The 23616-nt window shown below is 69.3% G+C and carries 25 protein-coding genes and 1 tRNA gene; 10 read left to right on the top strand and 16 right to left on the bottom strand.

All coding sequences use genetic code 11. From position 1 onward, the window contains the following. Position 1: 1 nt before the first annotated feature. On the top strand, positions 2 to 577 hold the full coding sequence (locus HDA39_RS21415) for a chloramphenicol phosphotransferase CPT family protein (protein ID WP_184797702.1): 576 nt from the start codon (positions 2 to 4) through the stop codon (positions 575 to 577). On the opposite strand, the gene HDA39_RS21420 is transcribed toward HDA39_RS21415, so the two are convergent. Both HDA39_RS21420 and HDA39_RS21425 read right to left on the bottom strand, forming a co-directional pair. Further along, complete coding sequence (locus HDA39_RS21420) at positions 558 to 1427, bottom strand: aminoglycoside phosphotransferase family protein (RefSeq protein ID WP_202893083.1); 870 nt, start codon at positions 1425 to 1427, stop codon at positions 558 to 560. The two genes, HDA39_RS21415 and HDA39_RS21420, sit on opposite strands and share 20 nt — an antisense overlap. 37 nt (positions 1428 to 1464) lie before the next feature. Continuing rightward, positions 1465 to 2976, bottom strand: a complete 1512-nt coding sequence (locus HDA39_RS21425) for a phospholipase D family protein (protein WP_238356117.1) — start codon at positions 2974 to 2976, stop codon at positions 1465 to 1467. 156 nt (positions 2977 to 3132) lie between these two features. Between HDA39_RS21425 and HDA39_RS21430 the strand changes: the two genes are divergently transcribed. Beyond that, positions 3133 to 4131 (top strand): glycoside hydrolase family protein, encoded by a 999-nt coding sequence (locus HDA39_RS21430; protein WP_184797704.1) that lies wholly within the window; start codon positions 3133 to 3135, stop codon positions 4129 to 4131. Here HDA39_RS21430 and HDA39_RS21435 read toward each other — a convergent pair. Further along, entirely contained in the window at positions 4128 to 5495 is a 1368-nt protein-coding gene (locus HDA39_RS21435) for an FAD-binding oxidoreductase (protein ID WP_184797706.1), read from the bottom strand. The genes HDA39_RS21430 and HDA39_RS21435 overlap by 4 nt on opposite strands. 162 nt (positions 5496 to 5657) lie before the next feature. Between HDA39_RS21435 and HDA39_RS21440 the strand changes: the two genes are divergently transcribed. Beyond that, the gene (locus HDA39_RS21440; protein ID WP_184797708.1) at positions 5658 to 6884 is read left to right on the top strand and encodes a lactate racemase domain-containing protein; all 1227 of its coding nucleotides are present in this window, start codon (positions 5658 to 5660) and stop codon (positions 6882 to 6884) included. Between the two features lie 83 nt (positions 6885 to 6967). On the opposite strand, the gene HDA39_RS21445 is transcribed toward HDA39_RS21440, so the two are convergent. Then, entirely contained in the window at positions 6968 to 7879 is a 912-nt protein-coding gene (locus HDA39_RS21445) for a GTP-binding protein LepA (RefSeq protein WP_184797710.1), read from the bottom strand. A gap of 253 nt (positions 7880 to 8132) precedes the next feature. Between HDA39_RS21445 and HDA39_RS21450 the strand changes: the two genes are divergently transcribed. Next, positions 8133 to 9587, top strand: a complete 1455-nt coding sequence (locus tag HDA39_RS21450) for a flavin-containing monooxygenase (RefSeq protein ID WP_184797713.1) — start codon at positions 8133 to 8135, stop codon at positions 9585 to 9587. A gap of 264 nt (positions 9588 to 9851) precedes the next feature. On the opposite strand, the gene HDA39_RS21455 is transcribed toward HDA39_RS21450, so the two are convergent. Then, the gene (locus tag HDA39_RS21455; RefSeq protein ID WP_184797715.1) at positions 9852 to 11225 is read right to left on the bottom strand and encodes a cystathionine beta-synthase; all 1374 of its coding nucleotides are present in this window, start codon (positions 11223 to 11225) and stop codon (positions 9852 to 9854) included. A gap of 78 nt (positions 11226 to 11303) precedes the next feature. Here HDA39_RS21455 and HDA39_RS21460 point away from each other — a divergent pair, with 78 nt between their 5' ends. Then, the gene (locus tag HDA39_RS21460) at positions 11304 to 12350 is read left to right on the top strand and encodes an SGNH/GDSL hydrolase family protein (RefSeq protein WP_184797716.1); all 1047 of its coding nucleotides are present in this window, start codon (positions 11304 to 11306) and stop codon (positions 12348 to 12350) included. Between the two features lie 216 nt (positions 12351 to 12566). Continuing rightward, positions 12567 to 12797: a DUF4287 domain-containing protein gene (locus HDA39_RS21465; protein WP_184797718.1), complete on the top strand. Its 231-nt coding sequence runs from the start codon at positions 12567 to 12569 to the stop codon at positions 12795 to 12797. A gap of 84 nt (positions 12798 to 12881) precedes the next feature. Here HDA39_RS21465 and HDA39_RS21470 read toward each other — a convergent pair whose 3' ends face one another. The 7 genes from HDA39_RS21470 to HDA39_RS21500 all read right to left on the bottom strand — a co-directional run bounded on the left by HDA39_RS21470 (position 12882) and on the right by HDA39_RS21500 (position 17517). Further along, positions 12882 to 13265: an ester cyclase gene (locus tag HDA39_RS21470; RefSeq protein ID WP_184797720.1), complete on the bottom strand. Its 384-nt coding sequence runs from the start codon at positions 13263 to 13265 to the stop codon at positions 12882 to 12884. Between the two features lie 101 nt (positions 13266 to 13366). After that, positions 13367 to 14209, bottom strand: coding sequence for a Bax inhibitor-1/YccA family protein (locus HDA39_RS21475; RefSeq protein WP_184797722.1), 843 nt, complete (start codon positions 14207 to 14209; stop codon positions 13367 to 13369). Between the two features lie 244 nt (positions 14210 to 14453). Further along, a complete protein-coding gene (locus HDA39_RS21480; RefSeq protein ID WP_184797724.1) occupies positions 14454 to 15221 on the bottom strand; it encodes a DUF4118 domain-containing protein in 768 nt (255 codons plus the stop codon). A gap of 96 nt (positions 15222 to 15317) precedes the next feature. Beyond that, positions 15318 to 15671 carry a cupin domain-containing protein gene (locus HDA39_RS21485; protein WP_184797726.1) on the bottom strand — a complete coding sequence of 118 codons (354 nt, stop codon included), beginning with the start codon at positions 15669 to 15671 and terminating at the stop codon, positions 15318 to 15320. 70 nt (positions 15672 to 15741) lie between these two features. Further along, positions 15742 to 16518 (bottom strand): SDR family oxidoreductase, encoded by a 777-nt coding sequence (locus tag HDA39_RS21490; protein WP_184797728.1) that lies wholly within the window; start codon positions 16516 to 16518, stop codon positions 15742 to 15744. 75 nt (positions 16519 to 16593) lie between these two features. Further along, complete coding sequence (locus tag HDA39_RS21495) at positions 16594 to 17154, bottom strand: dienelactone hydrolase family protein (protein WP_184797730.1); 561 nt, start codon at positions 17152 to 17154, stop codon at positions 16594 to 16596. A gap of 108 nt (positions 17155 to 17262) precedes the next feature. Continuing rightward, positions 17263 to 17517 (bottom strand): hypothetical protein, encoded by a 255-nt coding sequence (locus HDA39_RS21500; RefSeq protein WP_184797732.1) that lies wholly within the window; start codon positions 17515 to 17517, stop codon positions 17263 to 17265. Between the two features lie 71 nt (positions 17518 to 17588). Here HDA39_RS21500 and HDA39_RS21505 point away from each other — a divergent pair. Continuing rightward, positions 17589 to 17671, top strand: a tRNA-Leu gene (locus HDA39_RS21505). Between the two features lie 597 nt (positions 17672 to 18268). Here the strand turns inward: HDA39_RS21505 and HDA39_RS21510 are convergent. Beyond that, positions 18269 to 18715 carry an Imm1 family immunity protein gene (locus HDA39_RS21510; protein ID WP_184797734.1) on the bottom strand — a complete coding sequence of 149 codons (447 nt, stop codon included), beginning with the start codon at positions 18713 to 18715 and terminating at the stop codon, positions 18269 to 18271. A 208-nt stretch (positions 18716 to 18923) separates the two neighbouring features. Between HDA39_RS21510 and HDA39_RS21515 the strand changes: the two genes are divergently transcribed. Beyond that, positions 18924 to 19832 (top strand): aminoglycoside phosphotransferase family protein, encoded by a 909-nt coding sequence (locus HDA39_RS21515; RefSeq protein ID WP_184797736.1) that lies wholly within the window; start codon positions 18924 to 18926, stop codon positions 19830 to 19832. Here HDA39_RS21515 and HDA39_RS21520 read toward each other — a convergent pair. From HDA39_RS21520 to HDA39_RS21530, 3 genes are read right to left on the bottom strand one after another with little or no spacing between them, the layout of a single operon-like run. Then, positions 19775 to 20530 (bottom strand): DinB family protein, encoded by a 756-nt coding sequence (locus tag HDA39_RS21520; protein ID WP_184797738.1) that lies wholly within the window; start codon positions 20528 to 20530, stop codon positions 19775 to 19777. The two genes, HDA39_RS21515 and HDA39_RS21520, sit on opposite strands and share 58 nt — an antisense overlap. A gap of 26 nt (positions 20531 to 20556) precedes the next feature. Further along, positions 20557 to 21120 (bottom strand): peptide deformylase, encoded by a 564-nt coding sequence (locus HDA39_RS21525; protein WP_337925837.1) that lies wholly within the window; start codon positions 21118 to 21120, stop codon positions 20557 to 20559. Then, a complete protein-coding gene (locus HDA39_RS21530; protein ID WP_184797740.1) occupies positions 21117 to 21623 on the bottom strand; it encodes a glycine cleavage system transcriptional repressor in 507 nt (168 codons plus the stop codon). Before HDA39_RS21530 ends, HDA39_RS21525 begins: the two co-directional genes overlap by 4 nt. 192 nt (positions 21624 to 21815) lie before the next feature. On the opposite strand from HDA39_RS21530, the gene HDA39_RS21535 reads away from it, so the two are divergent. Further along, on the top strand, positions 21816 to 22943 hold the full coding sequence (locus HDA39_RS21535; RefSeq protein ID WP_337925838.1) for a sensor histidine kinase: 1128 nt from the start codon (positions 21816 to 21818) through the stop codon (positions 22941 to 22943). Beyond that, positions 22940 to 23605 (top strand): response regulator, encoded by a 666-nt coding sequence (locus HDA39_RS21540; protein WP_184797744.1) that lies wholly within the window; start codon positions 22940 to 22942, stop codon positions 23603 to 23605. Before HDA39_RS21535 ends, HDA39_RS21540 begins: the two co-directional genes overlap by 4 nt. Positions 23606 to 23616 lie beyond the last annotated feature (11 nt).

The following is a 23616-nucleotide window of genomic DNA, read 5'->3' on the forward strand; positions in this document are numbered from 1 at the left end:
CATGACCATCGCGACGCACGAGCTGCTGCCCGGGGCAACCGATCCGCCACTCGGCCGGGTGGTGTTCCTGAACGGGACCTCCAGCTCCGGTAAATCGACGGTCGCGGAGGAGCTCCTGCGCACGCTCGACGGACCGTGGTACCACCTCGCGGTCGACCACTTCCACCGTGCGCGCTCGCGGCACGACTGGACGGACGAGGAGTTCCTGCCGATCTTCCAGCGCACCGTCCTCGGCTTCCACCGGGTGGTCGCAGGGATGGCGTCAGCGGGCAACGACGTCGTCGTCGACCACATCCTCGGCGAACGCTGGCGCCTGGCCGACTGCCTGGAGGTCTTCGCCGGTTTCCCGGTCTACTTCGTCGGCGTCCACTGCGCCCTCCCCGAGCTGGAACGCCGTGAACGAGCCCGAGGCAACCGAACCATCGGCCGCGCCGCGCTGCAGTTCCCGCAGGTACACCAGGCGATGCAGTACGACGTCGAGGTCCACACCGACGAGCAGACACCCACCGAGTGCGCGACCCAGATCATCCACCAACTGCACACCCCACCCACCGCGTTCAGCTCGCGAAGTCGATGAGGACCTCGTCGATGACGTGCTGCGCGTTGGCGGCGATGCCGGGATTGGTCTCGCGGTAGTACGGGAGCTGGATGAGCGCCATCGAAAGCGCCCTCGCCCGGCCGCGGATCCACTGCGCGTCGTCAGCTTCGACGACGGAGCGGAAGACGTCGCGCTCGGAGGCTGGCAGCAGGTTCCAGGCAGGGATGAGGTCGCAGGCCGGATCGCCGGTGCCGACACAGCCGAAGTCCAGTACGGCGGCCAACCGGCCCTCGCGCACCAGCAGGTTGGCGGGCATCAGATCGGCGTGCAGCCAGAGATCGGGCTCGGTCTGCAGAACGGCAAGGCCCGCTTCCCAAGCGGCCAGCGCAGCAGACGTGTCGATGGCCCCTTCGAGCTGCTCGAGCGCGTTGCGGGTCTCGGCGTCCTGCAACTGCAGAGGACCACCCCGATAGGCAGCAGGCGCGTCGGGCAGATCCACCGCACGGAAAGCCTGAACCAAACCACCCAACTCCCGGCCCAGCGCAGCATCCCCCGTCGAGGGCACCTCACCCGTGATCCACCGATTCACCGACCAAGGCCACGGATACTCCGCCGACGGCTCCCCCAGCCCCACCGGCAGCGGCACCTCCACCGGCAAGTACGGCGCCAACCGCGGCACCCACGCGTGCTCCTTCGCGATGTCGCTCACCCCACCCTCGACCAGCGGCAGCCGAACCGTCAGCTCCTCCCCCAGCCGGTACATCGCGTTGACCGTCCCACTCGACGGAATCTCACGCACCGCCAGCCCCGCCCACGCCGGGAACTGCCCAGCGACCAGCCGCCCCACCAGCAGCTCGTCGATCTCCGCCTCACCCGCGTGCATCCTCATCGCGCCATCTCACCCCACCCGCTCCGGCCCTGTCGACTCAGTAAGCCCCACGACGCCGCATCGCCAAGGGCCGCCCGTCCGGGTCGTAGACGTGGTCGAAGATCGGCCGAGCCCAAACCCGTTGCCAACGGCTCACATCTGCGGGCCGATGACAACGAATCTGCCCGCCGGGCCGGTCCCCCGAGCGACCGTCCGCGTGCCAGGCGTCCAAAGCCGACGCCGTACGCCGCCAAGCATCGAAGCCGGCCACCGGATCGAGTTCGGCTCCGGATCCCAGATGCTCCGACCACAGCTCGGCCCGCAACGAGCGGGCGACGTCCGGCGCAACCACCGCGCACGTGAGCTCGCTGTCGTTCGTCCACGACCGCCGGTTGAAGTTGTCCGACCCACACGCGAACCACTCGTCGTCGACGATGCACACCTTCGCGTGCACGTAGATCGGCACGCTGTCAGCGTTCTCCAAGTCGTACACGGCAACCCGATCCGACCGCAGCAGCTCCAACGCCCGCCGCTGCCCGTCCAGCGCCGGAGGCCCGCTGAACCGCCCGTCCGCATCAGGAAATCTCGGCACGACCACGATCACCCGCAACGAAGGCGACCGGTCCAGCGCCTCCTGCAACGCGGCCGCCACATCGCGCGACCAGAAGTACTGGTCCTCGATGTAGATCAACGACCGCGCCCGCCGCAAGGCCTTCAGATACCCGCGCGCAACGCTGTACTCACCCCGCGGCGCGAACGGGAACCCGGGATGCTTGTGCGCGTACGTCCGCAACACCTGGACGGCGCTCCGCCCGGCCACCGGCGGATCAGGAAACGCCTCCGGCAACGTCGAAGGATGCCGCGGCATCCGCGCGAGCCGCTGCACCAGCAGCCGGTACGGCGTGCGCCGGTCCAGCGGATGCGGGTCGTCCCACCGTTCCACGAAGCACCGCAAGAGATCCCCGACCACCGGCCCCCGGATCTCCAGCGCCACGTCGTGCCACGGCGTCCGCGCCCCGTACCGCGGATCCATCGGCGCCTGCTGCGGATCCCCGCGATGGGAAGCGTCGTCCCGCCGCTGGTGCGACAGATCGATCCCGCCGACGAAGGCGACATCGGCCGCCGGGTCACCCCGGTGCCGGATCACGAAGAGCTTCTGGTGATGCGATGCCAACCGCCGTACGCGCTGGTCGAGCAGCACCTCCGCGCCCGCCTCGTTGAGCTCGGTGCCGAGCCGCTGGTTCTGCTGCGCGTTGAAGCTGACGTGATCCGAGTGCGACCGCCAGAGCAGCCCGCGGACCTCGACGCCGGAGCGTGCGAGGTCGCAGAGCACCTCACCGACGGTCGTGCCGTCGTCGGTCAGCGCCTCGTCGTGGTCCCCGCGCCAGTCGGTGAAGTAGACCTGGTCGCCTTTCGACAGCGCGCACAGCTCGTCGTACAGGCGGGCGAAGTACGCCGAACCGTGCACGAGCGGGCGGACCAGGTTGCCCTCGGTCCAGGCACCGTCCCGGTCGATCTCGGTCGCCGGGTTGCCGCGCTCGGCGGTGGTCAGGAACCAGTCATGCTTCATACAGCTCCAGTGCCCACCTGGCCCCGAGACCATGAAACACTGACCGGTAATCAAGCAAATACCTTAGCTAATACGGATTAGCTTCTTGACCTCGCGTGAGAGCAGCTCCCACACTCGGCACGAACCAGCACGCCGCCCCCGTGAGAGGACCTCGAGATGCCGAACCTCAGCCGCCGCACCCTGCTCCGCGGCACCGCCGCCCTGGGCCTCGGCACCGCCGCTACCGCCGGCCAGCAGACCCAAGCCCTCGCCGCCCCCGGTGGGTTCCCGAACTACGCCTTCACCCGCGTCGCCTTCGACAAGACCAAGCTGCAGTACGCGCCGGCCCGGAAGGAGGTGATCTTCCCGTGCGTCCGCGGCACGGTCGGCCGGATCGCCAACCCGCTCGGCCGGTTCTACCTGTACTTCGCCCCGCACGAAGCTCCGGGCGGCCTGTGCCTGGCCTACTCGGACTCGCTCGGCGGGCCGTACACGGAGTACCCGAACAACCCGATCATCGCCCGGAGCTGGTCCCCGCACTACACCGTCTCGCACGTCTCCTCACCGCACGCGATGTGGAACGAGGACACCAACGAGATGTGGATGTACTTCCACGGCGAGAACACCACCACCCGGCTGGCCCGCTCCAAGGACGGGATCCACTTCACCTACGACAAGGGCGTGCTGTCGACGGCGATGCTGCCGGCCGGTACGACGGAAGCGTCGTACGCGCGGGTGTTTCGGCACGACCTGCCGTCGAGGAACGCCCGGTACGTGATGGTCTTCATGATCAACACCACCGCGAACCGGCGCTCGATCGGCTGGGGCTGGTCGCGGGACGGCCGGACCTTCACCTTCTCCCAGACGCCGCTGATCACCCCGCAGCAGCTCGGTGTCCGCGACCTCGGCGCCCCGACGCTGGCCGGCCACAACGGGTCGATGTTCGTCATCTACCACACCGACAAGGGATCCGGTGGCTCGATGCGGATCACCGAGGTGGGCAACGACTTCAGCCTCCGCAAGCACCTCGGGGTCTTCCACGCGCCGTCGGCCGGGTACCCCGACAACGGCCGGTGCGCGGCTCCGTCGTTCGGCCAGGAGAACGGCGTCAAGTACATGATCTACGAAGCCGGCGAGCGCCTCGAAGGCTCGATCGCCATCGCCAAAGCCGTCTAGCTCGGCCGGATGTTCTGGTTCAGGTGGAACACGTTGTCCGGGTCGTACTCCCGTTTCACCTGGGCCAGCCGCCGGTAGTTCTCCTCGCCGTACCCGGCGAGCACGCGGTCCCGCCCCTCGTCCCCGATGAAGTTCAGGTACACCGCGCCGGTCGACCACTCCCGGACGTCGGCGCAGACGTCCCGCGCCCACTGCACGCCGCGCGCGTCGTCCGCCGCGTCGGCCCACACCCCGAACGGATGCACCACCCAGGCCGCCGACCGGTGCGGCAACGGCCACTTGTCCGCCTCCCGCGCGACCGCGCCACCCCACGGCGCGATCATCTGCTGCGAAGGTGACGGCGCCGGCATGTCGGCCGCACGGGCGCAGAAGGCCGCGATCGCCGCGTCCGGCAGCTCCCCGAGGTGCTCGGCCGACCAGTAGTGCCGGAAGCCCGCTGGGTCGTCCAGCGCCGACTGCAGTGCGGCGTACGGCATCTCGGCGGCCATCACGCCCTCGGGCGCCAAGTCGAACATCGGCTTGAACACGTCCCGGGTCTCCGCCTCGTCACCCATGTAGACCGCCCCCGCGGCGACCAGCGGTTCGCCCTGGAGATGCAACGGCACGAACTCCTCCGGCGGCCCGGTCAGGTAGAACACTCCTCCCCCGAGCTCGTCCGGCGCACCGCCGTCGATCAGGTCCCGATAAGCCCGTACGACGTCCGGCCCGGCCTCGGCGGGCCAGAACAGCAACGCGAGCGTCACCACCGGCAGCACCTGCAACCGGAACGTCAGCGCGGTCGCCGCCCCGAAGTTCCCGCCGCCACCGTGCAGCGCCCAGAACAGCTCGGTGTTGCGCGTCTCGTCGGCGATCACCAGTTCCCCGTCGGCCGTGATCAGCTCGACCGAGACCAGGTTGTCGCAGGCGAAACCCCACTTGCGTTCCAGCCAGCCGGACCCGCCGCCGAGCGTCAGCCCGGCGACGCCGGTGGTCGACACCCGGCCGCCCGTCGTCCCGAGCCAGTACGGCTGGCACATCCGGTCGAAGTCACCCCAGGTCGCCCCGCCGCCGACCCGGGCGATCCGCGCGTCGGCGTCGACCTGGACCGTGTTCAGCCGGCGCAGGTCGACGACGAGTCCACCGTCGCTGACCCCCGTTCCCGCCACGCCGTGCCCGCCTCCGCGGACCGCGATCTCGAGCCCTTGCCCGACGCCGTACCGGACCGCGGCCGCGACATCGGCCGCCGACTCGCACTGCGCGATCACCGCCGGCCGCTTGTCGACCATCGCGTTGAACACCGTGCGCGCCTGCTCGTAGTCCGGGTCCCCCGACCGCAGCAGCCGGCCCCCGAACCCGAGTGGACGCGTGATCATCGTGTCGGACATGGGAACTCCCCCTAGATCGCCAATCCCCAGCTGACCTGGCTGATGCTGCTCCCCCCGCACGGCCCGGGTCAACGCCTCGAAACCCCTTACTACCTTGGGTTCCCGGTCGGTCACAGCAGGCAGTCGTCAACAGGCAATCGCTTACCAACTAGGCTGGGGGGCATGCCCGACTCTGCTGTGATCGGCGATGCCGCCCGGACGCTCACCGAGGACGAGGTCACCGCCTTCGTCCAGGACTCGCTCGCCTCGGCCGGGCTGGACGGGCGCAGCGTCTGCGTCATCGTGCCGGACGCCACCCGCAGCTGCCCGCTGCCGCTGCTGATGAAGGCCATCCATCAAGCGCTGACGGGCCGGGTCAGCAAGCTGACCGTACTCGTTGCCCTCGGCACCCACGCGGAGATGTCACCGGAGGCACTGCGCGAGCACCTCGGCGGCGAGTACGACGTCCTGAACCACGCGTGGTGGAAGCCCGAGACCTTCGCCGACCTCGGCACGATCGGCGCCGACCGGATCGGCGAGATCTCCGGCGGGCGGCTGCACCAGGAGGTCAGCGTCAAGCTCAACCGGGCGGTCGTCGAGCACGACGTCGCGCTGATCGTCGGCCCGGTCTTCCCGCACGAGGTGGTCGGCTTCTCCGGCGGCAACAAGTACTTCTTCCCCGGTGTCGCGGGCCAGGAAGTCATCGACCTGTCGCACTGGCTCGGCGCCCTGATCACCAGCGCGAGCATCATCGGTACGACGGGCACGACGCCGGTCCGCGCCCTGATCGACGAGGCCGCGGCGCTGATCCCGGCCGAGAAGCTCGCGCTGTCGCTGGTCGTCGAGTCGGGCACCCACAACCTGCACGCCGTCGCGTTCGGCGACACCCAGTCCTCGTGGCGGGCCGCGGCCGAGATCTCCGCGCAGACCCACGTCCGCTACCTCGACCACCCCGTACGCCGCATCGTGTCGCTGATGCCCGAGCGCTACCAGGACATCTGGACGGCGGCCAAGGGCTTCTACAAGGTCGAGCCGGTCGTCGCCGACGGCGGCGAGGTGATCCTGTACGCGCCGCACGTCCGGCAACTGGCCGCGATGCACCCCGAGATCGAGCAGATCGGGTACCACTGCCGCGACTACTTCGTCGGTCAGTGGGAGAAGTTCCGCGACCTGCACTGGGGCGTGCTCGCCCACTCGACCCACCTGCGCGGCGCCGGCACCTGGGACCCGGCCACCGGCGAGCACCTCCGCGTCGAGGTCACGCTGTCGACCGGCATCGGAGAGGACGTCGTACGCCGGGCCAATCTCAACCACCTGGCCCCGGCCGACTTCGACCTCGCCGCGTACGAGAACGACCCCGAAACCCTGGTCATCCCCAACGCCGGCGAGATCCTCCACCGCCTCCGTTAACGTCCGAAGAATTCGAATGCGTCCGAAGAACCCGAGGCTATAGCGCTCGCTTCTTCGGACGCATCACGATTCTTCGGACGCTGTCAGGCTTCGGGGCTCAGCCTCGGCCTCGGGAGCTTCCTCGCCACCGCGTCCGCCTCGGCCTTGGCCGCCTCGACCGCCAGGCGCAGCGCGTCGACGACGTACGTCGGCGCCCGCAGCCCCTTGCGGCTGGCCCACAGCAGCTCGTGCTCGACCCGGGCGATCTGCTGCGCGTGATGCACGACGTCCGAGTCCTGCGTGGACATCCCGAGCGCCTCCATCACCCGCCCGAAGTCGGCCCGCTGCCGCTTGTGGTCGACCCCGACCGGCGTGAACGTCAACCGCCGCAACGACCGGACCAGCCACTTCTGCCAACCGCTCAGCTGAACCCACAGCCCGCGCGAGGACATCTGGTAGAAGGCGAAGTGCCCCGGCTCCTGCCGGCGGATCGGCGCGATCACCGTCTCCGAGATCGCCCGCTCGTCCATCTCCCGCAGCCCGGTGTGCAGCTGCCCGTAGGCCAGGACGGCGGACCGCTCGGTGGCCATACCGGTCAGGTAGTAGAGCATCCGGCTGACGTCCTGCACCGGCCCGAACCGGCCGAGCGCGCCGAGCAGGCGCAGCCGGATCGACACCTGGGTCAGGTCGGCCTTCAGCGGGTCGAGGCCGATGATCGCCTGCAGCTTGTCGAGGATCTCGCCGTGGCGGGTCTCCTGCGGCATCCAGACGTCGGCGTAGAAGTGCCGGTCGACCTCGGGCGGGTTCGGCAGCAGCGCGGCCAGTTCGAGCACGTTGCGCTCGACCTCGAGCTCGACGCGCGCCATGTAGCTCAGCACCGGGCCGAACCGGCGCGCGATCACACCGGGCTGGTCCATCGAGTAGTCGACGCTGTCCAGGTCGATCGGCGGGTGCTCGTCGCCCAGGCGATCGACGTGCTCGGTGAGCCGATCGTCCAGCTTGTCGCGTCCGCTCATCCGACCGGCCCGTCGTGGGTCGTCGCGTTCACGTCCGCCTCCTCACGAGACAGTTGGGCAGGATCACCAGAATAAAGAACGGTTGTTCTTTAACCTAACGAGTAACAGGTCTCGGCGACAGTGAATCCGTTCACACTCCGGGGAGTGAGCACGCTGCCGCCGCAACCGGGAAGCTGTTCGGAGCGGAACCAGGACCGGATCGGACCAAGCCGACCCTTACCTCCTAGCCTAACCCGCCGGTAACCTTCCGGTCATGGGTCAGACCGAGGTCGTCGTCGTCGGGTCGGGGTTCGCCGGGTTGTGCATGGCGATCAAACTGCGCGCCGCCGGGATCGAGGACTTCGTCGTCCTCGAGCAGGCCGAGCGCCTCGGCGGCACCTGGCGGGACAACACCTACCCCGGCTGCGCGTGCGACGTCCCGTCGTACCTCTACTCGTTCTCGTTCGAGCAGAACCCGCGCTGGCAGCGGATGTTCGCGCCCTGGGACGAGATCCTCGCCTACCTCGAGCACTGCGCGACCAAGTACGGCGTCGCCGGCAAGATCCGGTACGGCGCGGAGGTGACCGCGGCGGTCTTCGACGAAACCACCAGCCGTTGGACGGTGACGATCAACGGCGAGGAGACGCTCGAGACCCGCGCCCTGGTCGCCGGGGTCGGCAACCTGCACCAGCCGAAACTCCCCGACCTGCCCGGCCTGGACTCCTTCGCCGGCCCGGCCTTCCACTCCGCCCAGTGGGACCACAGCCAGGACCTGACCGGCCGCCGGGTCGCCGTCGTCGGAACCGGCGCCAGCGCGATCCAGTTCGTCCCGCGGGTCGCCGAGCAGGCCGCGCACCTGGATCTCTACCAGCGCACCGCGCCGTGGATCACGTCGAAGCCCGACCGCGCGATCGGCCCGCGCGAACGGGCCCTGCACGAACGCTTCCCGGCCGGGCAGCGCGCGATCCGCGACGTCATCTTCTGGGGACTGGAGGCGCGCGGCCTCGGCTTCGCGGGCAACCCCAAGCTGATGAAGGGCCTGGAGCTGCAGGCCCGCCGCCAGCTCCACAAGCAGGTGAAGGACCCCGTACTCCGGGCCAAACTGACGCCGGACTACCAGATCGGCTGCAAGCGGATCCTGCTCTCCAACGACTACTACCCGGCACTCACCCGCCCCAACGTCGACGTGGTCACCACCCCGATCAGCCGGGTCACCGAGACCGGCGTGATCGATGCCGACGGCACCGAGCGCCCGGCCGACGTACTGGTGCTCGGCACCGGCTTCGAGGTCTCCGGCAACCTGACCCGGATGCGGATCCTCGGCCGCGACGGCACCGACCTGGCCGACCACTGGAAGCAGCACGGCATCGGCGCCCACCTCGGCATCACCGTGGCCGGCTACCCGAACCTCTTCCTCCTGGTCGGCCCGAACACCGGGCTCGGCCACTCCTCGATGGTCTTCATGATCGAGGCCCAGGTCCGGTACGTCGTCCAGGCGCTGCGGCTGCTCGGCCGGGCCTCGACGGTCGAGGTCCGCGAGGACGTCCAGGAGCGGTTCGTCGACGACGTCCAGCAGCGGCTCGGCGACACCGTCTGGGAGTCGGGCTGCAACAGCTGGTACCTGGACGCCCAGGGCCGCAACTCGACGATCTGGCCGGAGTTCACCGTCGGCTACTGGCGCCGAACCCGGCGGCTGAACCCGGCGGACTTCGTGCTCACCCGGGGATGACCCGGACTCCGGAGGTCGTAGCGCTCAGGGTCCGCCGTACGACCAAGGGATGAGCCGAAGACAAGTCCTTGGACCGATGTCCGGACGGGCCGGGACGGACACCATGGATGACATGAACCTCATCCAGATCCTGAGCGCAGTCGTCATCGTCGGCGGTGTCGTGATCACCGCCCTGATCGCCATCGTCCCGTCGGTCATGGACCGCTGAGAACCCCACGTGCCCTAGGCAACCAAAAGAAGTAGCCGCAGGCAACAGTCCGCGGATCAGACCACGGCGAGGTGGCTCAGCAGGTCCTGCCGGGTCAGGACGCCGACCGGCTTGCCGTCGTCCAGCACCATCAGGGCGTCGCGGCCCTCCAGCAGGGCGACCGCCTTCGAGACCGCCTCGCCGGCGCCCAGCGAGGGCAGCGCGGGGTCCATGTGCAGCTCGACGATGTCGGCCAGCCGGGCCTTCCCGGTGTAGAGCGCGTCCATCAGGGTCCGCTCCGAGACCGCGCCGGCCACCTCGGCCGCCATCACCGGCGGCTCCGCCCGGACGACCGGCATCTGCGAGACGCCGTACTCGCGCAGGATCTCGATCGCCTCGGCGATCGTCTCGTGCGGGTGGGTGTGCACCAGCGGCGGCATGCTGCCGTCCTTGCCGGCCAGCACCTCACCGAGCGTCGTGCCCTGCCGGGTGTGTGCGAGGAAGCCGTACTGCGCCAGCCAGTCGTCGTTGAACACCTTGGTCAGGTAGCCCCGGCCACCGTCCGGCAGCAGGACGACGATCACCGCGTCGGGGTCGTCGAGCTCCTGGGCCAGCCGGATCGCCGCGGCCGCCGCCATCCCGGCCGAACCGCCGACCAGCATGGCCTCCTCGCGGGCCAGCCGCCGGGTGACCGCGAACGAGTCCGCGTCCGAGACCTCGATGATCCGGTCGCAGATCGTCTTGTCGTAGGTCTCCGGCCAGAAGTCCTCACCGACGCCCTCGACCAGGTACGGACGGCCGGAGCCGCCGGAGTAGACCGAGCCCTCCGGGTCCGCGCCGATGATCTGCACCTTGCCGCCGGAGACCTCCTTGAGGTACTTGCCGGTGCCGCTGATCGTGCCGCCGGTCCCGACGCCCGCGACGAAGTGCGTGATCTTGCCCTCGGTCTGCTCCCACAGCTCGGGGCCGGTGGACTCGTAGTGCGAGATCGGGTTGTTCTCGTTGGCGTACTGGTTCGGCTTCCAGGCGCCCTCGATCTCGCGGACCAGCCGGTCGGAGACGTTGTAGTAGGAGTCCGGGTGCTCCGGCGCGACCGCGGTCGGGCAGACCACGACCTCCGCGCCGTACGCCTTGAGCACGTTGCGCTTGTCCTCACTGACCTTGTCCGGGCAGACGAAGACGCACTTGTAGCCCTTCTGCTGGGCCACCATCGCCAGCCCGACGCCGGTGTTGCCGGACGTCGGCTCAACGATCGTCCCGCCGGGCTTGAGCTCGCCGGAGGCCTCCGCGGCCTCGATCATCCGGACCGCGATCCGGTCCTTCACCGAGCCACCGGGGTTGAAGTACTCGACCTTGGCGAGAACGAGCGGCTTGGCGCCGTCGGTCGTCTTCGTCAGGCGTACCAGCGGGGTGTTGCCGACCAGGTCCAGGAGTGAGTTCGCGTAGCGCACGGATCTCACTGTATGGGACGCCGCGTGTTTCCCCCTATTTCACTTGCCTGCGCGTCACAGCGTGTAATCCTTGGGGGTATGAGCACAGCCCGGGCCGCGAAGCGACTGGCCCAGGCCGCAGCCTTCGGTGGTGGGGGACTCGGACTGATCGGGGCGACGCTGTACGGCGTACTGACCGCGGAAGCGCGGTACGCCGCGCGCGTGATCGGCCCGATGAAGGCTCACCCGGCCAAGGGCGACGGCCTGTACGGCCGGTATCCAGGTCACCCGATCACCCTCGCGATGATCGGGGACTCCAGTGCGGCCGGATACGGAACGTCGTCACCCGACGAGACCCCCGGCGTCCTGCTGGCCTGCGGTCTCGCCGAGCTGGCCAAGCGTCCGGTCCGGCTCGTCGACGTGTCGAAGGTCGGGGCGAAGTCCACCGACCTCGCGCCGCAGATCGACACCGCGCTGCTGTCCGGCCCGCATGTCGCCGCGATCCTGATCGGCGCGAACGACGTGAAGGCGCAGATGCCGCCGTCGGTCTCGGTCCGGCTGCTCGACCACGCCGTCCGGCGGCTGCGCGCGGCCAACTGCGAGGTGGTCGTCGGCACCTGCCCGGATCTCGGCGTGGTCCGGCCGATCATGCCGCCGCTGCGGCAGGTCGCCCGGTCCTGGAGCCACCGGCTCGCGGCCGCGCAGACGATCGCCGTCGTCGAGGCCGGCGGGCGGTCGGTGTCGATCGGCTCGCTGCTGAGCGAGGTCTTCCGGACCGACCCGCGGATGTTCGGGCCGGACCGCTTCCACCCGTCCGTCACCGGGTACGCCGCGGCCGCCGCGGCGCTGCTGCCGTCGGTCGCGGCCGCGATGGGTGTGGGGACGGAGTCGTTCGTGCAGCCCGAGGCGTTCCGCGGTGAGGCTGTGCTGCCGATCGCCGAGGCCGCCGTACAGGCTGCACGGAGGGCCGGCACCGAGGTCGCCCCGACCGAGGTCGCCGGGCGCGAGCGCGGGCCGCGGGGGCGCTGGGCGCAACTGCGGCACCGGCGCCGGCACCCGAAGGCCGACATCGAACGCGTCGACGAGGACGGCACCGGGGAGCTCGGCCCGGAAGCCGGCAAGTCGATGGCGGGCTCGCCGTCCTGATCTGCCGTTCGGGCCGGCCGTCTTGGCCGGCCGTCCTGGCCGGTCCGCGGAGGGCCGCTCGATGGGGGCCGACGGCCCGGATCGGCCCGCCTGGAAGGGCTGTCGCGCGATCGTGTGTCCGCTGAGCGGCGACTTTCATCAAGAGGCTCTTGCCTGCGCGGGCTTCGTGATGCACAGTCGATAACTACGCACGACCCCGACGAACGGGAGGCGACGATGGGCCTGAACCACTCCGAGGAGACCCACAAGCGTCTGGTGGAGAAGGTGCCCCAGTGCACCGGACGCGAGATGACCGAGTGGTTCGGCCTGATGAACGACGGACCGTCGTTCTCACGCTTCGACGACAGGGTGAGATGGCTTTCCAGCGAGTACGCCCTCGCGCACGGGCACGCCACAGCCATCGTTCACGAATACGACCTGGTCAAAGCGCACCGGCGAATGGGCTGACGAGCCGAACAGGAGTCGATTTCGCCGCGGGCCTGCCCTTTCAGGTGGAGGGGCAGGCCCGTTGTGCGTCCGGGGTGTTGACTCTCACGCCCGGAGCCGCGCGTTGTCGGCGGTGCCCTCGACCTCCACGATGAGTCCGTCGACGATCCGGTACAGGTCGAACTCGTCGGTCTCCACCTGCGACCCGTCCCCGTCGGCGCCGAGGAACTCCCAGTGCCGCGTCCCGGTGTCGTACAGGTGGACGGCCAGCCACTCCCCCTCGTAGACCGCCCGGCGCAGCTCCCACCGGTAGTCGGGGAAGATCATCGTCGTCCGCCGTACGTCGGCGACGTACTCGTCCCGCGTCCGCTCGACCCCGTTGACCAGCAGCCGGTCCGCGACGAACGCCCCCACCGCGTCCCAGTCCCGCCGGTTGCACGCGTCGAGGTACTCCTGATACCGGCGTACGACCTCGTCCCGACTCGTCATCTCTCGATTGTGAACGGTCCTGGGGCAACAGAAAAGCCGACCCCCACCTGAGGGCCGGCCAATCTGCCGTTCGATCACTCAGCCAGTCGGCCGAGCTGGGATCAGTCGCCACCGCGCAGGATCGCGAGGATGCGCAGCAGGTTCCAGTACAGCCAGACCAGGGTGACGGTCAGGCCGAACGCGGCCCGCCAGGCCTCGTTCTGCGGGGCACCGTGCTTGATGCCCTGCTCGATCATGTCGAAGTCGAGGATCAGGTTGAACACCGCCAGACCGGCGCCGAGCGCGGCGAACAGCAGGCCCAGGGGGCCCATGCCGGTGATGCCGGTGCCGACCCCGAACAGGCTCAGCACGAAGTTGATCAGCAGCACGCCCGCGAAGCCCATGGTCGCGACCATGACCATCCGGGTGAAGCGTGCGGTGACCTTGATGTTGAAGTACTTGTACGTCGCCAGCGTCAGGCCCGCGGTCACCATCGTGGCCAGGATGGCCTGCACGACGATGCCCGGGTCACCGACCCAGTTGGCGATGAACTTGCTGCCGATCCCGAGGAACACGCCCTCGGCGACGGCGTACGCCATCAGCAGCACCGGGTTGACCCGGCGGCTGAACGACAGCACCATCGCCAGCGCGAACCCGACCAGCGCACCGGCCAGGAAGGCCGGGGTGACCAGGCTCGTCGGGATCGCTGCCCACGCCACCGCGGCGGCGGCGACGACAACACCCAGCGTGAGCGCGGTCTTCACGATCACGTCGTCCAGCGTCATCGGCCGGCTGTCGGCGCTCTGGTACTGCTGCTGCGGCGGCATACCCGGCCCGCCGTAGCCCTGGCCAGGCTGCTGGCCGTAGGGACCCGGCTGACCGTACGGAGCGGCCCCGGGGTAGGCCTGGCCCTGGCCAGGCGCAAACGCACTCGACCGGTTCAGAACCGGGTTACTGCTCTGCATGTCATCCTCCTGATGAACCCACTGTGGGTCGTACCGGAATAGTACGGTCCCACCCTTAACAACTGCTGAGGAACAACCCAGTGTTCCCCAACCGAAACCACCACGCCCGACCGGTTGCGAACCACAACCGATCAGCCACCGATACATCGCCGGACGCGGCGCGGCGTCGTACTCGTATGGGCGAGTACGACGCCGGCTTCCGTGGCCACCCAGGAGAGATGCTTCCCGCAGGCCAGAACAAGGGTCAGCCGGTGGGCTGCTCGTGGTCGGCGGCGGAGAGTTCGGCCGGGGAGGCGAGCGCGGCGCCCACCTGGCCGGCGAGCGCAACGGCGACCAGCCGCTGCTCGAGGTCGGGGCGGCTGATCCGGGTCGACGCGGTCAGCAGGAAGCGGCCGCGCGTGCGTCCGGCGTACTGGATCGGCAGTTCGATCTCCGCGTTCGTCGGGAGGCCGTCGCGCTCGATCTTCAGCGCGTGCGCCCCGCGGGTGACGGAGCCGTCGTGGTTCAGCAGCGGGCCGCGCGCCGGCGTCGAGCCGGGGACGAAGCGGCAGCCGTCGATCCGCAGTACGGCGATCAGTTGCGCGCCGACCTGGTCGATCAGCTCGGCCGTCGACGACCCGGCAGCGACCGCGCCCGAGGTCGTCAGGACGCCGTCCAGGTAGCCCTTCTGCCGGCTCGCCCGTGCTTGTTGCCGACGGCCCCAGATCGCGATCTGGGTGACGACGGCACCGATCACCACCAGCAGGACGGTCATTTCCAGGTCGTCGCGGCGGTCGATCGTCAGCCGGTAGTACGGCGGCGCCAGGAACAGGTCGAACCAGACCGCACTCGACAGCGCGGCGACGATCCCGGCCGACCGGAGCCCGGCCGCGGCGACGGCAACGACGACCAGGACCAGCAGCAGCGCGGCGTTCGCGTTGGCGAACCCGTCCCGGAAGGGGATCAGCACCGCGCAGACGACCAGCGGACCGGCCACCGCCGCGATCATCACCCGAGTCCGGTAAGTACCCACACCTCCATTGATGCGCGCGGAACGCCGCGGATCAACGCTTCTCACCGGACTCTGACAAGAATTCGCCTGGCGGCCGTCTGCCCGCCGTACGGCGAACTACTCCAGCCAGTCCGTCTCGAACGTCGCGTTCGCGTGGATGTGCACGGCCTCGTAGCCCTCCGGCCCGGTCCTGAACTTGTGCGGCGTGTCCGCCGGCACCACCAGGATCTGCCCGGCCCGCCCGACCACCTCGGCGCCGTCGACGGTGAACGTCGCCGAGCCGCGCCGGATGATGAAGGTCTCGGGGTACGGGTGCTTGTGCAGCCGCGGCCCGACGCCTTCCTGCGTGGTCGCCTCGAGGATGATCGAGATCCCGGCGCCGCCGGGCAGCTCCTCGTAGTTCTCGGTCCAGTCCTCGCCGTCGTCGCGCCCGTCCGCGCGGTTGACGACGAACTCGCTCAAGTCGGTCATCGGTTGACCCCCTCCTGGTGGCGTTCTGGGCACGGTACTGCGCGGCCGGACCATCCACAGAGCCTTTTCTTCACCGTGCAAGGCTGGCGTTGACGAAGTCCTCCCAGGTCCGGCCGGTCCCGCGCCCTGGCGACAGGTTCGCGCCGGCCCGGTACGCCGCGGCCGCCTTGCCCGGTGTGTGCATCGGCAGCATCATCCGGCGCTTGCCGGCGGCCCGCAGGTAGACCTTGACCATCTCCTTGAACGTGTACGTCCGTGGCCCGGCGATGTCGTCGACCTGGCCCTGCGGCGCTTTCTGCGCGAGCTCGACCAGCCGCTCGGCGACCGCGGCCGCGTCGACCGGCTGGATCTTGAACCCGCTCGGCGCGGGCACGACCGGCAGCTTGGCCAGCTGCTCGGCCACCGTGAACGTCAGCTCGTGGAACTGCGTCGCCCGCAGGTTGGTCCACGGGATCCCGGACCGCTCGATGATCAGCTCCGCGCCGCGCTTGGCGGCGAAGTACCCGAACATCTTCCGGTCCAGCCCGCTCACGACCGGGAGCGTGTCCGCGCCGACGACGGAGATGTTCACGAGATGCCGTACGCCGGCCGGAACCGCCGCCGCGATCAGGCTCTTCGCCTTCTCGTCGTCGCCCTTCGCGGACCCCGCGCAGTGCACGATCGTCTCGACGCCGTGCACGACCTTGTCGACGCCCTCGCCGGTCTCCAGGTCGCCGACCACGACCTGCACACCGTCGTACGGCGCCTTGTCGCTGCGGCTCAGCACCCGCACGTCGCGGCCCGCGTCCAGCAGCCCACGCACGACCTTGCGCCCCAGCGTGCCGGTTCCGCCAGTCACCAGAATCATCTCGGTACTCCATCGCTCGGTTGGCCCGATCTCTTCGGGTCTACTCGTGCGACGGATCGCGCGCGGAAAGTGTGACTAGCTTCTGCCGAGGAAGTTCAGGACCCGCTCGAGGACCAGCTTGGCGGCCTGCTCGTCGTACGACGGCAACGAGCTGTCGGCGAAGAGGTGCTGGTCGCCGTCGTACAGGAAGAGCTCGCCGCCCTCGGCGACCAGCGCCTTCGCCGCGTCGGCGTCCTCGAGGTAGAACTCGTCCTGCGCCATGGCGTGGATCTGGACCGGAAGTCCCTGCGGCCAGGTCCCGAACTCCTCGATCGGCAGAGCCGAGTCGAAGAACAGAGCGCCCTTGGCTTGCGGTCGCGTCTGCGCGAGCTGCTGCGCCGGTACGACGCCCAGCGAGAACCCGGCGTACACGAGCTCAGCCGGCAGGTCCGCGGCGGCTTTCACCCCGCGCGCGGCGATCTCCCCGAACCCGACACTCTTGACGTAGGCCATCCCTTCCGCGATCGCCCCGAACGTCCGCCCCTCGAACAGATCCGGCGTGTGCACCGTGTGCCCCGCCGCGCTCAGCTCGCTCGCGAACGCCTTGATCCCGTCCGTCAGCCCCTGCACATGATGAAACAGCAAAACCTCAGCCATGACTCGTCCTCTTCCGTCGCGTCCGATGATCCGCAACTCTAGAACGATCCATGGATCTGGATCAATACCCGGCAAGCCTCGCCGGCCCGTCCCCGGGATCCGAACCAACTACAGCAATCGGTCGAGTACGTCGCCCGCCTCGGCGTACCCCGCATCCGCGATCCGCTGCAACTCGATCAGATCCTTCCGCTCAGCGGCCCTCCGAGTCAGCAACTCCTCCGCTTTGTCAGACCCCTCGTCGAGCAACTCACTCAACTCCTCGAGATCCCCACGCCGATCAGCCAACTCAGCCAGCCGATCCAGCGCCTTCTCGTTCCCCTCGTCAGCCAGCGCCCGCAACGTCTCGCGATCAGCATCAGTCATACCGCCGATTCAACACCCGAGCCGCCCCCACCCGCAGTGCAAGCTTGTATCGTCATCCCCTGCGCACCCCAGCCCGGGTGGCGGAACGGCAGACGCAGCGAGCTTAAACCTCGCGAACCGAAAGGTTGTACGGGTTCGAATCCCGTCCCGGGCACCGGGTCCACCCCACGCGTGCTCCGTGCGCGCTTCCTTCGTCGCTTCGCTCCTCAGCGCGCGCACTAGGCCCGCTCCCACCCACCCCCGGCTTAGCGCCGTGCGCTTCTTTGGCCGGCTACCGCCGGCGGTTGCGGGCTGACGCCCGCGAGTGCGCGCTATCGCGCGACCTACCACCCGGCTTGTCCCGCTCTGCGCCCCAATCGAGTCCTGCGGCTTCGACTCCCATCCCCGGCACCGGATCCAACCCACGCGCGCTCCGCACGCGCTAACTTCGTCGCTCCGCTCCTCAGCGCACGCACTACGCCCGCTCCCACCCACCCCCGGCTTAGCGCCGCGCGTTCCTTTGGCCGGCTAACGCCGGCGCTTGCGGGCTGGCGCCCGCGAGTGCGCGCTATCGCGCGATCTACCACCCGACCTGACCGACCCCGGACAGCTCCCCAGTCGAGTCCACACTTCGCGTCCAGCAGTCCTACGGGTTCGAATCCCATCCCGGGCGCAAGCACCGCCCGCTTGTGCGCGATGGTCTCGTGCTCCGGTGGACGACTGCGAACAGTGCGGGACGAGCAGGTCGAATCGCTGGCCGGCTTGCACCAGATCAGGCGATGTCCACTGGCCAAGCCGTCCATCCAAAGGACGTCGGTCGACTCCCGCCGGCCTCGACGAATTCGCCGATCGCCCGGCGTACGTCCTCCAGCGACACTTCAGAGTCCTGTGGCCAGCCCTCGTCATGCCCTTGGTAGTAGAAGAACGCCTCCTCGCGCTGGCTCGGTTCTCCAGGGACATACCAGACGCCTCGTTCGGCCCCGTCGTCGCCGGCGTACCGGATGCCACCCACCTGGGCTTCGGCATCAATGCCGATCCGCAGCTCGTGGTCGCGTACGCCGGACTCCAACAGCGGTCGCGCCTCGCAGTAAAGCGCGACAACGGAGTTCTCGAACGGCTCAGCCAGAATCGCGTCGACAAGGGCGTCGACATCTGCGGCGGACGTCAGAAGTGTGGGACCTGCGCCGTTCTTGTAGAAGGCCCGCACAGTCGAGGTCATATCGTCATCCATCCCGTTCTGTACTGCGATAGGTCCGCCCGAACCCAGCTGGGCCGTAGACGGTCAAATTACCGCTCGCCGCGAGAATCGGCGCGCGAGTGGCACTGCTGTCAAATGCCCGAAAGCGCGCTACCGCGAGCTAAGCCCATCCCGGCCACCAGGTGGCTTCGGGGCCGGAACGACTGGTGTGTTCCTCTAAGTTGGCCGGATGCCCCTCGAAATCCCTGACCAGGTCCGCAAGACCGTCATGACCGACGGCAACGAATCCTGGCTGGACGAGCTGCCAGACTTGGTCGACTCCCTCGCCCACGAGTGGGCGCTCGTGATCGGCTCCAGCCTCGCCGGCGGGCACGCTGCCCTGGTCCTCGAAGTGACGATGGCGGACGGAACTCCGGCGGTCCTCAAGATCGGTGTGCCCGGTCGCGACGTCGGGCAAGAGGCCACAGTGCTGCGCCTCGCGAACGGTGAGGGATGTGCCAAGCTGCTGGACGAAGATCTGGGTCGGCAAGTTCTCCTGCTGGAGCGGCTTGGGGCTCCGATGCACGACCTCGTGGCCGACCCTGCACGCCGCCACGTCCTGCTGTGTGAAGCGGCGGTTCGCCTGTGGCGTCCCGTTGGTCCTGACGTCGATCTTCCGACCGGCGCGCAGTTGGCTGAGCAGTACGCCGATCGGCTGCCCGAACTTTGGGAGCAGGCGGGCCGTCCGTGTTCGCCGGCCACGGTGGCGGACGCGCTGGAGTGCATGGACCGTCGTCGTCTTGCTCACGACGATCGGTCCGCGGTGCTCGTCCACGGTGATCTCCACGAGATGAACGCCCTGCAGGCGAGTGACGGCAGCTACAAGCTCGTCGATCCAGCGGGACTGCGCGCCGAGCCCGCGTGCGATCTCGGCACCATCGTGCGGTGCAACCCGGCCCTCGGTGACGACCTCCGGGCGCGGACCGCGCAGCTGGCGTCTCGGACGGGTGTGGATGCCACCGCCATCTGGGAATGGGGAACCATCCACCGGGTCTTCAGCGGCGTCTACGCCAGCAGCATCGGTTTCCAGCCCTTCGCCGCTCAGCTACTGGCCGAAGCGGATCGTCTCACCAGGGAGTCGAGGTCGCGGACCGCGTAGCGGTGGTGTTCCCACTCCTCTTCCAGGATCACGTGGAGGCAGGAGAGCGTGGTCTCGAGGTACTGCGGTGCGTGCGGGTTCTTGCGAGCAACCTGCAAGGACTCCACCGTCACCGTGCCGATGTACTCGCGGACCATCGCAACGTGGTCGGCGCGGGCTTTCAGCACTTCCTCGTACGGCGGGGTGCCGGTGACGACCAGGCCCGCATCGCGACCTTCCTCGGCGGCGCCGGTGTCCGCGAGGCCGAGGGGGTGGAACGGCTGCGCGACGTCCAAGACCGCTCGGCCCAGCCAGGTGTTGGTCGCCAGGATCAGGTGGCGCAGGGTCTGGGCGAACGACCACTCGCCGTCGACGGAAAGGTCGACCGAGCCGGCGGGAAGCAACGCGGCGCGGGCGACGGTCGCCGACCAGGTGCGTTCGAGCGCGGACCAGGCTTCGCGGAGGCCTTCGGGGGTTGACGCGCGGCGGAGCTCACGGCCGGGGAAACGCTTGTCGAGCTCGGCTTCGACGTACGGCGCGACGTCGACCCCGTTGACGCGCAGCGTGCTCAGCCACGGAGCGTCGATGTCGCCGTCCCGGATCTCCACACCGCGCATCACGACCCCGGACAGATCGGATTCGACGAAGCGCGCGCCCTGCAGGTCAGCGCCGGCGAAGCAGGCGCCGCGCAGGTCGTCGGATCGGTTGAAACTCGCCATGGTGAATCCTCACCCGGCGGGCCGGTTCAGAGATAGACCTTCCGCGGGTAGATCGCATGCGCCCCGGCCACCCGGTCCAGAAACAGCAGGCCGTTGCAGTGGTCGATCTCGTGCTGCAGAGCCCGTGCCTCGAAGGCATCGGTCGACAACGTCACGACATCAGAGGTCCCGGGCAGCACCCCCGAGACAGTCAGGCGCGTGGCCCGCTTCACGTCGCCGGTCAGATCGGGAACAGACATGCACCCCTCGCGCGCCTTCTCTCGGCGGCTCGCTTCGACGACCACCGGATTGCACAGGACGAAGACGCCATGGCACGTCCGCGTCTTCGCATGGCCGGTGACATCCAGTGCGAACATCTGCGCAGCCACTCCGACCTGCGGGGCCGCGAGGCCGACGCAGCCGGGTGAGACTCGCATCGTTGCCACGAGATCGGCGGCGAGGGCAACCATCACGGGATCGAGCGGATCGACGAGAGCACCCTCCAGCGCGAGCACCGGGTGCGGTGCCCGGACGACCTCCAGTACGTCGCCCGCCAGGCCGAGCTGCGCCGGGGACCAGGCCGCGAGGGTCTGGTTCAGGTGACCGATCACAAATCGTCGCTCTCGGCGGGATGGAGCGTGACGCCGACGCCCAGCTCCTCCGCCGTGATCTCCAGCGCGCGCAGCAGCATCGGCAGCTCGGCGGTCGGCGGGATCTCGACCTCGGCGGTCAGCACGTACAGCTCCCCGCTCAGCCGCGTCGTCAGATCCGTCACCGTCCCACCGACCGAGGCGATCATCCGCGTCACCGCAGACACGATCCCCGGCCGATCCGCGCCGTGCACGCTCAGCAGGTACGGCGCACCGAGCGGTGCATGCGCGGTCTCCGGGCCCATCTCGCGCACCGTGATGACCAGCTCGCCGCGCAGCGGCTCCAGCGCCTCCTTGACCGGCGCGAACGGCCCGCTGCAGACGATCATCATCGCGAAGTGGCCGCGCAGCAGCGTCATCGTGGAGTCCTCGAGGTTCACCCCGACCTGGGCGAGCGCCTCGGTGACGTCGGCGATGATGCCCGGGCGGTCGGGCCCGATCACGGTGACAGCGAGCTGGGTCATGGGGCCTCCCGGCCTGGACTGAGGAGTGGACCGGAGCGGCGAGGGAAAGCCGGCAGGCCCCGTGCCGGAGGCACGCGTTGGCAGAGCATGCCGGAACCGTACCCAACCGAAAGTCTCGACCTGACCCGACTTCGGTATCCGGACCGCCCGATCACGCCGTACGGCGGCCGCCGGCTCGCTATCGTCGGGGCTGTGGACAAGTCGCTCGGTCGCAAGCGCAGTGCCCGCGACTGGGTCGTCGACTCGGTCGCGTTCCTGCTCGCGCTGCTGATCGGCGTGATCCTGTACGGCGAGAACGACACCGACCAGATCCCGCAGTGGCTGTTCGCGGCCGACTTCGTCAGCGGGATCGTGCTCTGCCTGCTGCTGTGGTTCCGGCGGCGCTGGCCGATCCAGCTCGCGGTGCTGGCGGTCGTCATGACGATCTACTCCGAGACCGGCGGGATCGCGGCGCTGGTCCTCACGATGACCGTGGCCGTGTACTTCCGGTTCCGGGTGTCGCTGCTGATCGCCGCGCTGAACATCGTCAGCGTCGTGCTCTACTCCGTCGTCCGCGAGACCGAGGATCCCGGCGTGCTCGTGTACGCGACCGCCGTCCCGCTGTACTTCGGAGTGGTCGGGTGGGGCGCCTACATCCGCTCCCGTCGCCAGCTCGTTCAGACTCTGCGCGAGCGGGCCGAGCGAGCCGAGGCAGTCGCCATGCTCGAGGCCGAGCAGGGCCAGCTCCGGGCGCGTGAGGAGATCGCGCGCGAGATGCACGACGTCCTCGGGCACCGGTTGTCGCTGCTCAGCGTGCACGCCGGCGCGCTCGCGTACCGGCCCGACGCGTCGACCGAGGAGATCGCGGGTGCGGCGGAGATCATCCGGTCGAGCGCGCACCAGGCGCTGCAGGACCTGCGCGAGGTGATCGGCGTACTGCGGGCGCCGGTCGGCGAGCTGCCGCAGCCGACCTTCGGCGACCTGCCGGTGCTGATCGAAGGCGCACAGCGGGCCGGCGTACCGGTGGAGCTGGAGCTCGACGCACCGGGTCCGTTGCCGGAGCACGTCGGGCGTACGGCGTACCGGATCGTTCAGGAGGGGCTGACCAACGCGATGAAGCACGCGCCCGAGGAGCCGGTCCGCATCCGCGTGGTCGGGGCTCCGGGCAACGGCCTGACCGTTGACGTGAGCAACCCCGCTCCGAAGGTCCGGCCCGGTGACCAGGGTCAGGGGCTCAAGGGTCTGCGCGAACGCGCGGCGCTCGTCGAGGGACGACTCGAGCACGGCAGGACCCCAGAGGGCGACTTCCGGCTGTCTGCCTGGTTACCGTGGCCCTCATGACTATCCGGGTAGTGATCGTCGACGACGACCCGTTGCTGCGCGCCGGGCTCAAGCTGATGCTGGGCGGCGCGCCGGACATCCGGGTGGTCGCCGAGGCGGACGACGGGGCCGGGGTGCAGGCGCTGATCGACCGCGAGTCGCCGGACGTCGTGCTGATGGACATCCGGATGCCCGGCATCGACGGCCTGACCGCGACCGAGTCGGTCCGGTCCCGGCCGGGGGCGCCGGAGATCGTCATCCTGACCACGTTCGACGCCGACGAGCACGTACTGCGCGCGCTCCGCGCGGGCGCGGCCGGGTTCATCCTCAAGGACACTCCCCCGGGCGAGATCGTCGAGTCCGTACGCCGGGTCGCGAACGGCCAGCCGGTGCTGTCACCGGCGGTGACCAAACGGTTGATCAGCCGGGTCGCGTCGTCCGGCCAGGACCTGCGCAAGAACCGCGCGGCGACCCGGCTGGAAGGACTGAACGACCGCGAGCGGGAGATCGCCGTCGCGGTCGGCGAGGGCAAGTCGAACGCCGAGATCAGCGCGACGCTCTACCTGAGCGTCCCGACGGTCAAGACGCACGTGTCCCGGATCCTGACCAAGCTCGACCTGAACAACCGGGTGCAGATCGCCCTGCTCGTGCACGACGCCGGTTTCCTGGACGACAGCCGCTGATCACCCGCACG

It is taken from the genome of Kribbella italica, from assembly GCF_014205135.1.
GTDB classification, from domain to species: domain Bacteria; phylum Actinomycetota; class Actinomycetes; order Propionibacteriales; family Kribbellaceae; genus Kribbella; species Kribbella italica.

Bases quoted from the DNA above. Each gene is read 5' to 3' on its own strand.
- HDA39_RS21415 (WP_184797702.1), top strand. From the start codon at position 2: ATGACCATCGCGACGCACGAGCTGCTGCCCGGGGCAACCGATCCGCCA.
- HDA39_RS21420 (WP_202893083.1), bottom strand. From the start codon at position 1,427: ATGAGGATGCACGCGGGTGAGGCGGAGATCGACGAGCTGCTGGTGGGG.
- HDA39_RS21425 (WP_238356117.1), bottom strand. From the start codon at position 2,976: ATGAAGCATGACTGGTTCCTGACCACCGCCGAGCGCGGCAACCCGGCG.
- HDA39_RS21430 (WP_184797704.1), top strand. From the start codon at position 3,133: ATGCCGAACCTCAGCCGCCGCACCCTGCTCCGCGGCACCGCCGCCCTG.
- HDA39_RS21435 (WP_184797706.1), bottom strand. From the start codon at position 5,495: ATGTCCGACACGATGATCACGCGTCCACTCGGGTTCGGGGGCCGGCTG.
- HDA39_RS21440 (WP_184797708.1), top strand. From the start codon at position 5,658: ATGCCCGACTCTGCTGTGATCGGCGATGCCGCCCGGACGCTCACCGAG.
- HDA39_RS21445 (WP_184797710.1), bottom strand. From the start codon at position 7,879: ATGAGCGGACGCGACAAGCTGGACGATCGGCTCACCGAGCACGTCGAT.
- HDA39_RS21450 (WP_184797713.1), top strand. From the start codon at position 8,133: ATGGGTCAGACCGAGGTCGTCGTCGTCGGGTCGGGGTTCGCCGGGTTG.
- HDA39_RS21460 (WP_184797716.1), top strand. From the start codon at position 11,304: ATGAGCACAGCCCGGGCCGCGAAGCGACTGGCCCAGGCCGCAGCCTTC.
- HDA39_RS21465 (WP_184797718.1), top strand. From the start codon at position 12,567: ATGGGCCTGAACCACTCCGAGGAGACCCACAAGCGTCTGGTGGAGAAG.
- HDA39_RS21470 (WP_184797720.1), bottom strand. From the start codon at position 13,265: ATGACGAGTCGGGACGAGGTCGTACGCCGGTATCAGGAGTACCTCGAC.
- HDA39_RS21475 (WP_184797722.1), bottom strand. From the start codon at position 14,209: ATGCAGAGCAGTAACCCGGTTCTGAACCGGTCGAGTGCGTTTGCGCCT.
- HDA39_RS21485 (WP_184797726.1), bottom strand. From the start codon at position 15,671: ATGACCGACTTGAGCGAGTTCGTCGTCAACCGCGCGGACGGGCGCGAC.
- HDA39_RS21490 (WP_184797728.1), bottom strand. From the start codon at position 16,518: ATGATTCTGGTGACTGGCGGAACCGGCACGCTGGGGCGCAAGGTCGTG.
- HDA39_RS21495 (WP_184797730.1), bottom strand. From the start codon at position 17,154: ATGGCTGAGGTTTTGCTGTTTCATCATGTGCAGGGGCTGACGGACGGG.
- HDA39_RS21500 (WP_184797732.1), bottom strand. From the start codon at position 17,517: ATGACTGATGCTGATCGCGAGACGTTGCGGGCGCTGGCTGACGAGGGG.
- HDA39_RS21510 (WP_184797734.1), bottom strand. From the start codon at position 18,715: ATGACCTCGACTGTGCGGGCCTTCTACAAGAACGGCGCAGGTCCCACA.
- HDA39_RS21515 (WP_184797736.1), top strand. From the start codon at position 18,924: ATGCCCCTCGAAATCCCTGACCAGGTCCGCAAGACCGTCATGACCGAC.
- HDA39_RS21520 (WP_184797738.1), bottom strand. From the start codon at position 20,530: ATGGCGAGTTTCAACCGATCCGACGACCTGCGCGGCGCCTGCTTCGCC.
- HDA39_RS21530 (WP_184797740.1), bottom strand. From the start codon at position 21,623: ATGACCCAGCTCGCTGTCACCGTGATCGGGCCCGACCGCCCGGGCATC.
- HDA39_RS21540 (WP_184797744.1), top strand. From the start codon at position 22,940: ATGACTATCCGGGTAGTGATCGTCGACGACGACCCGTTGCTGCGCGCC.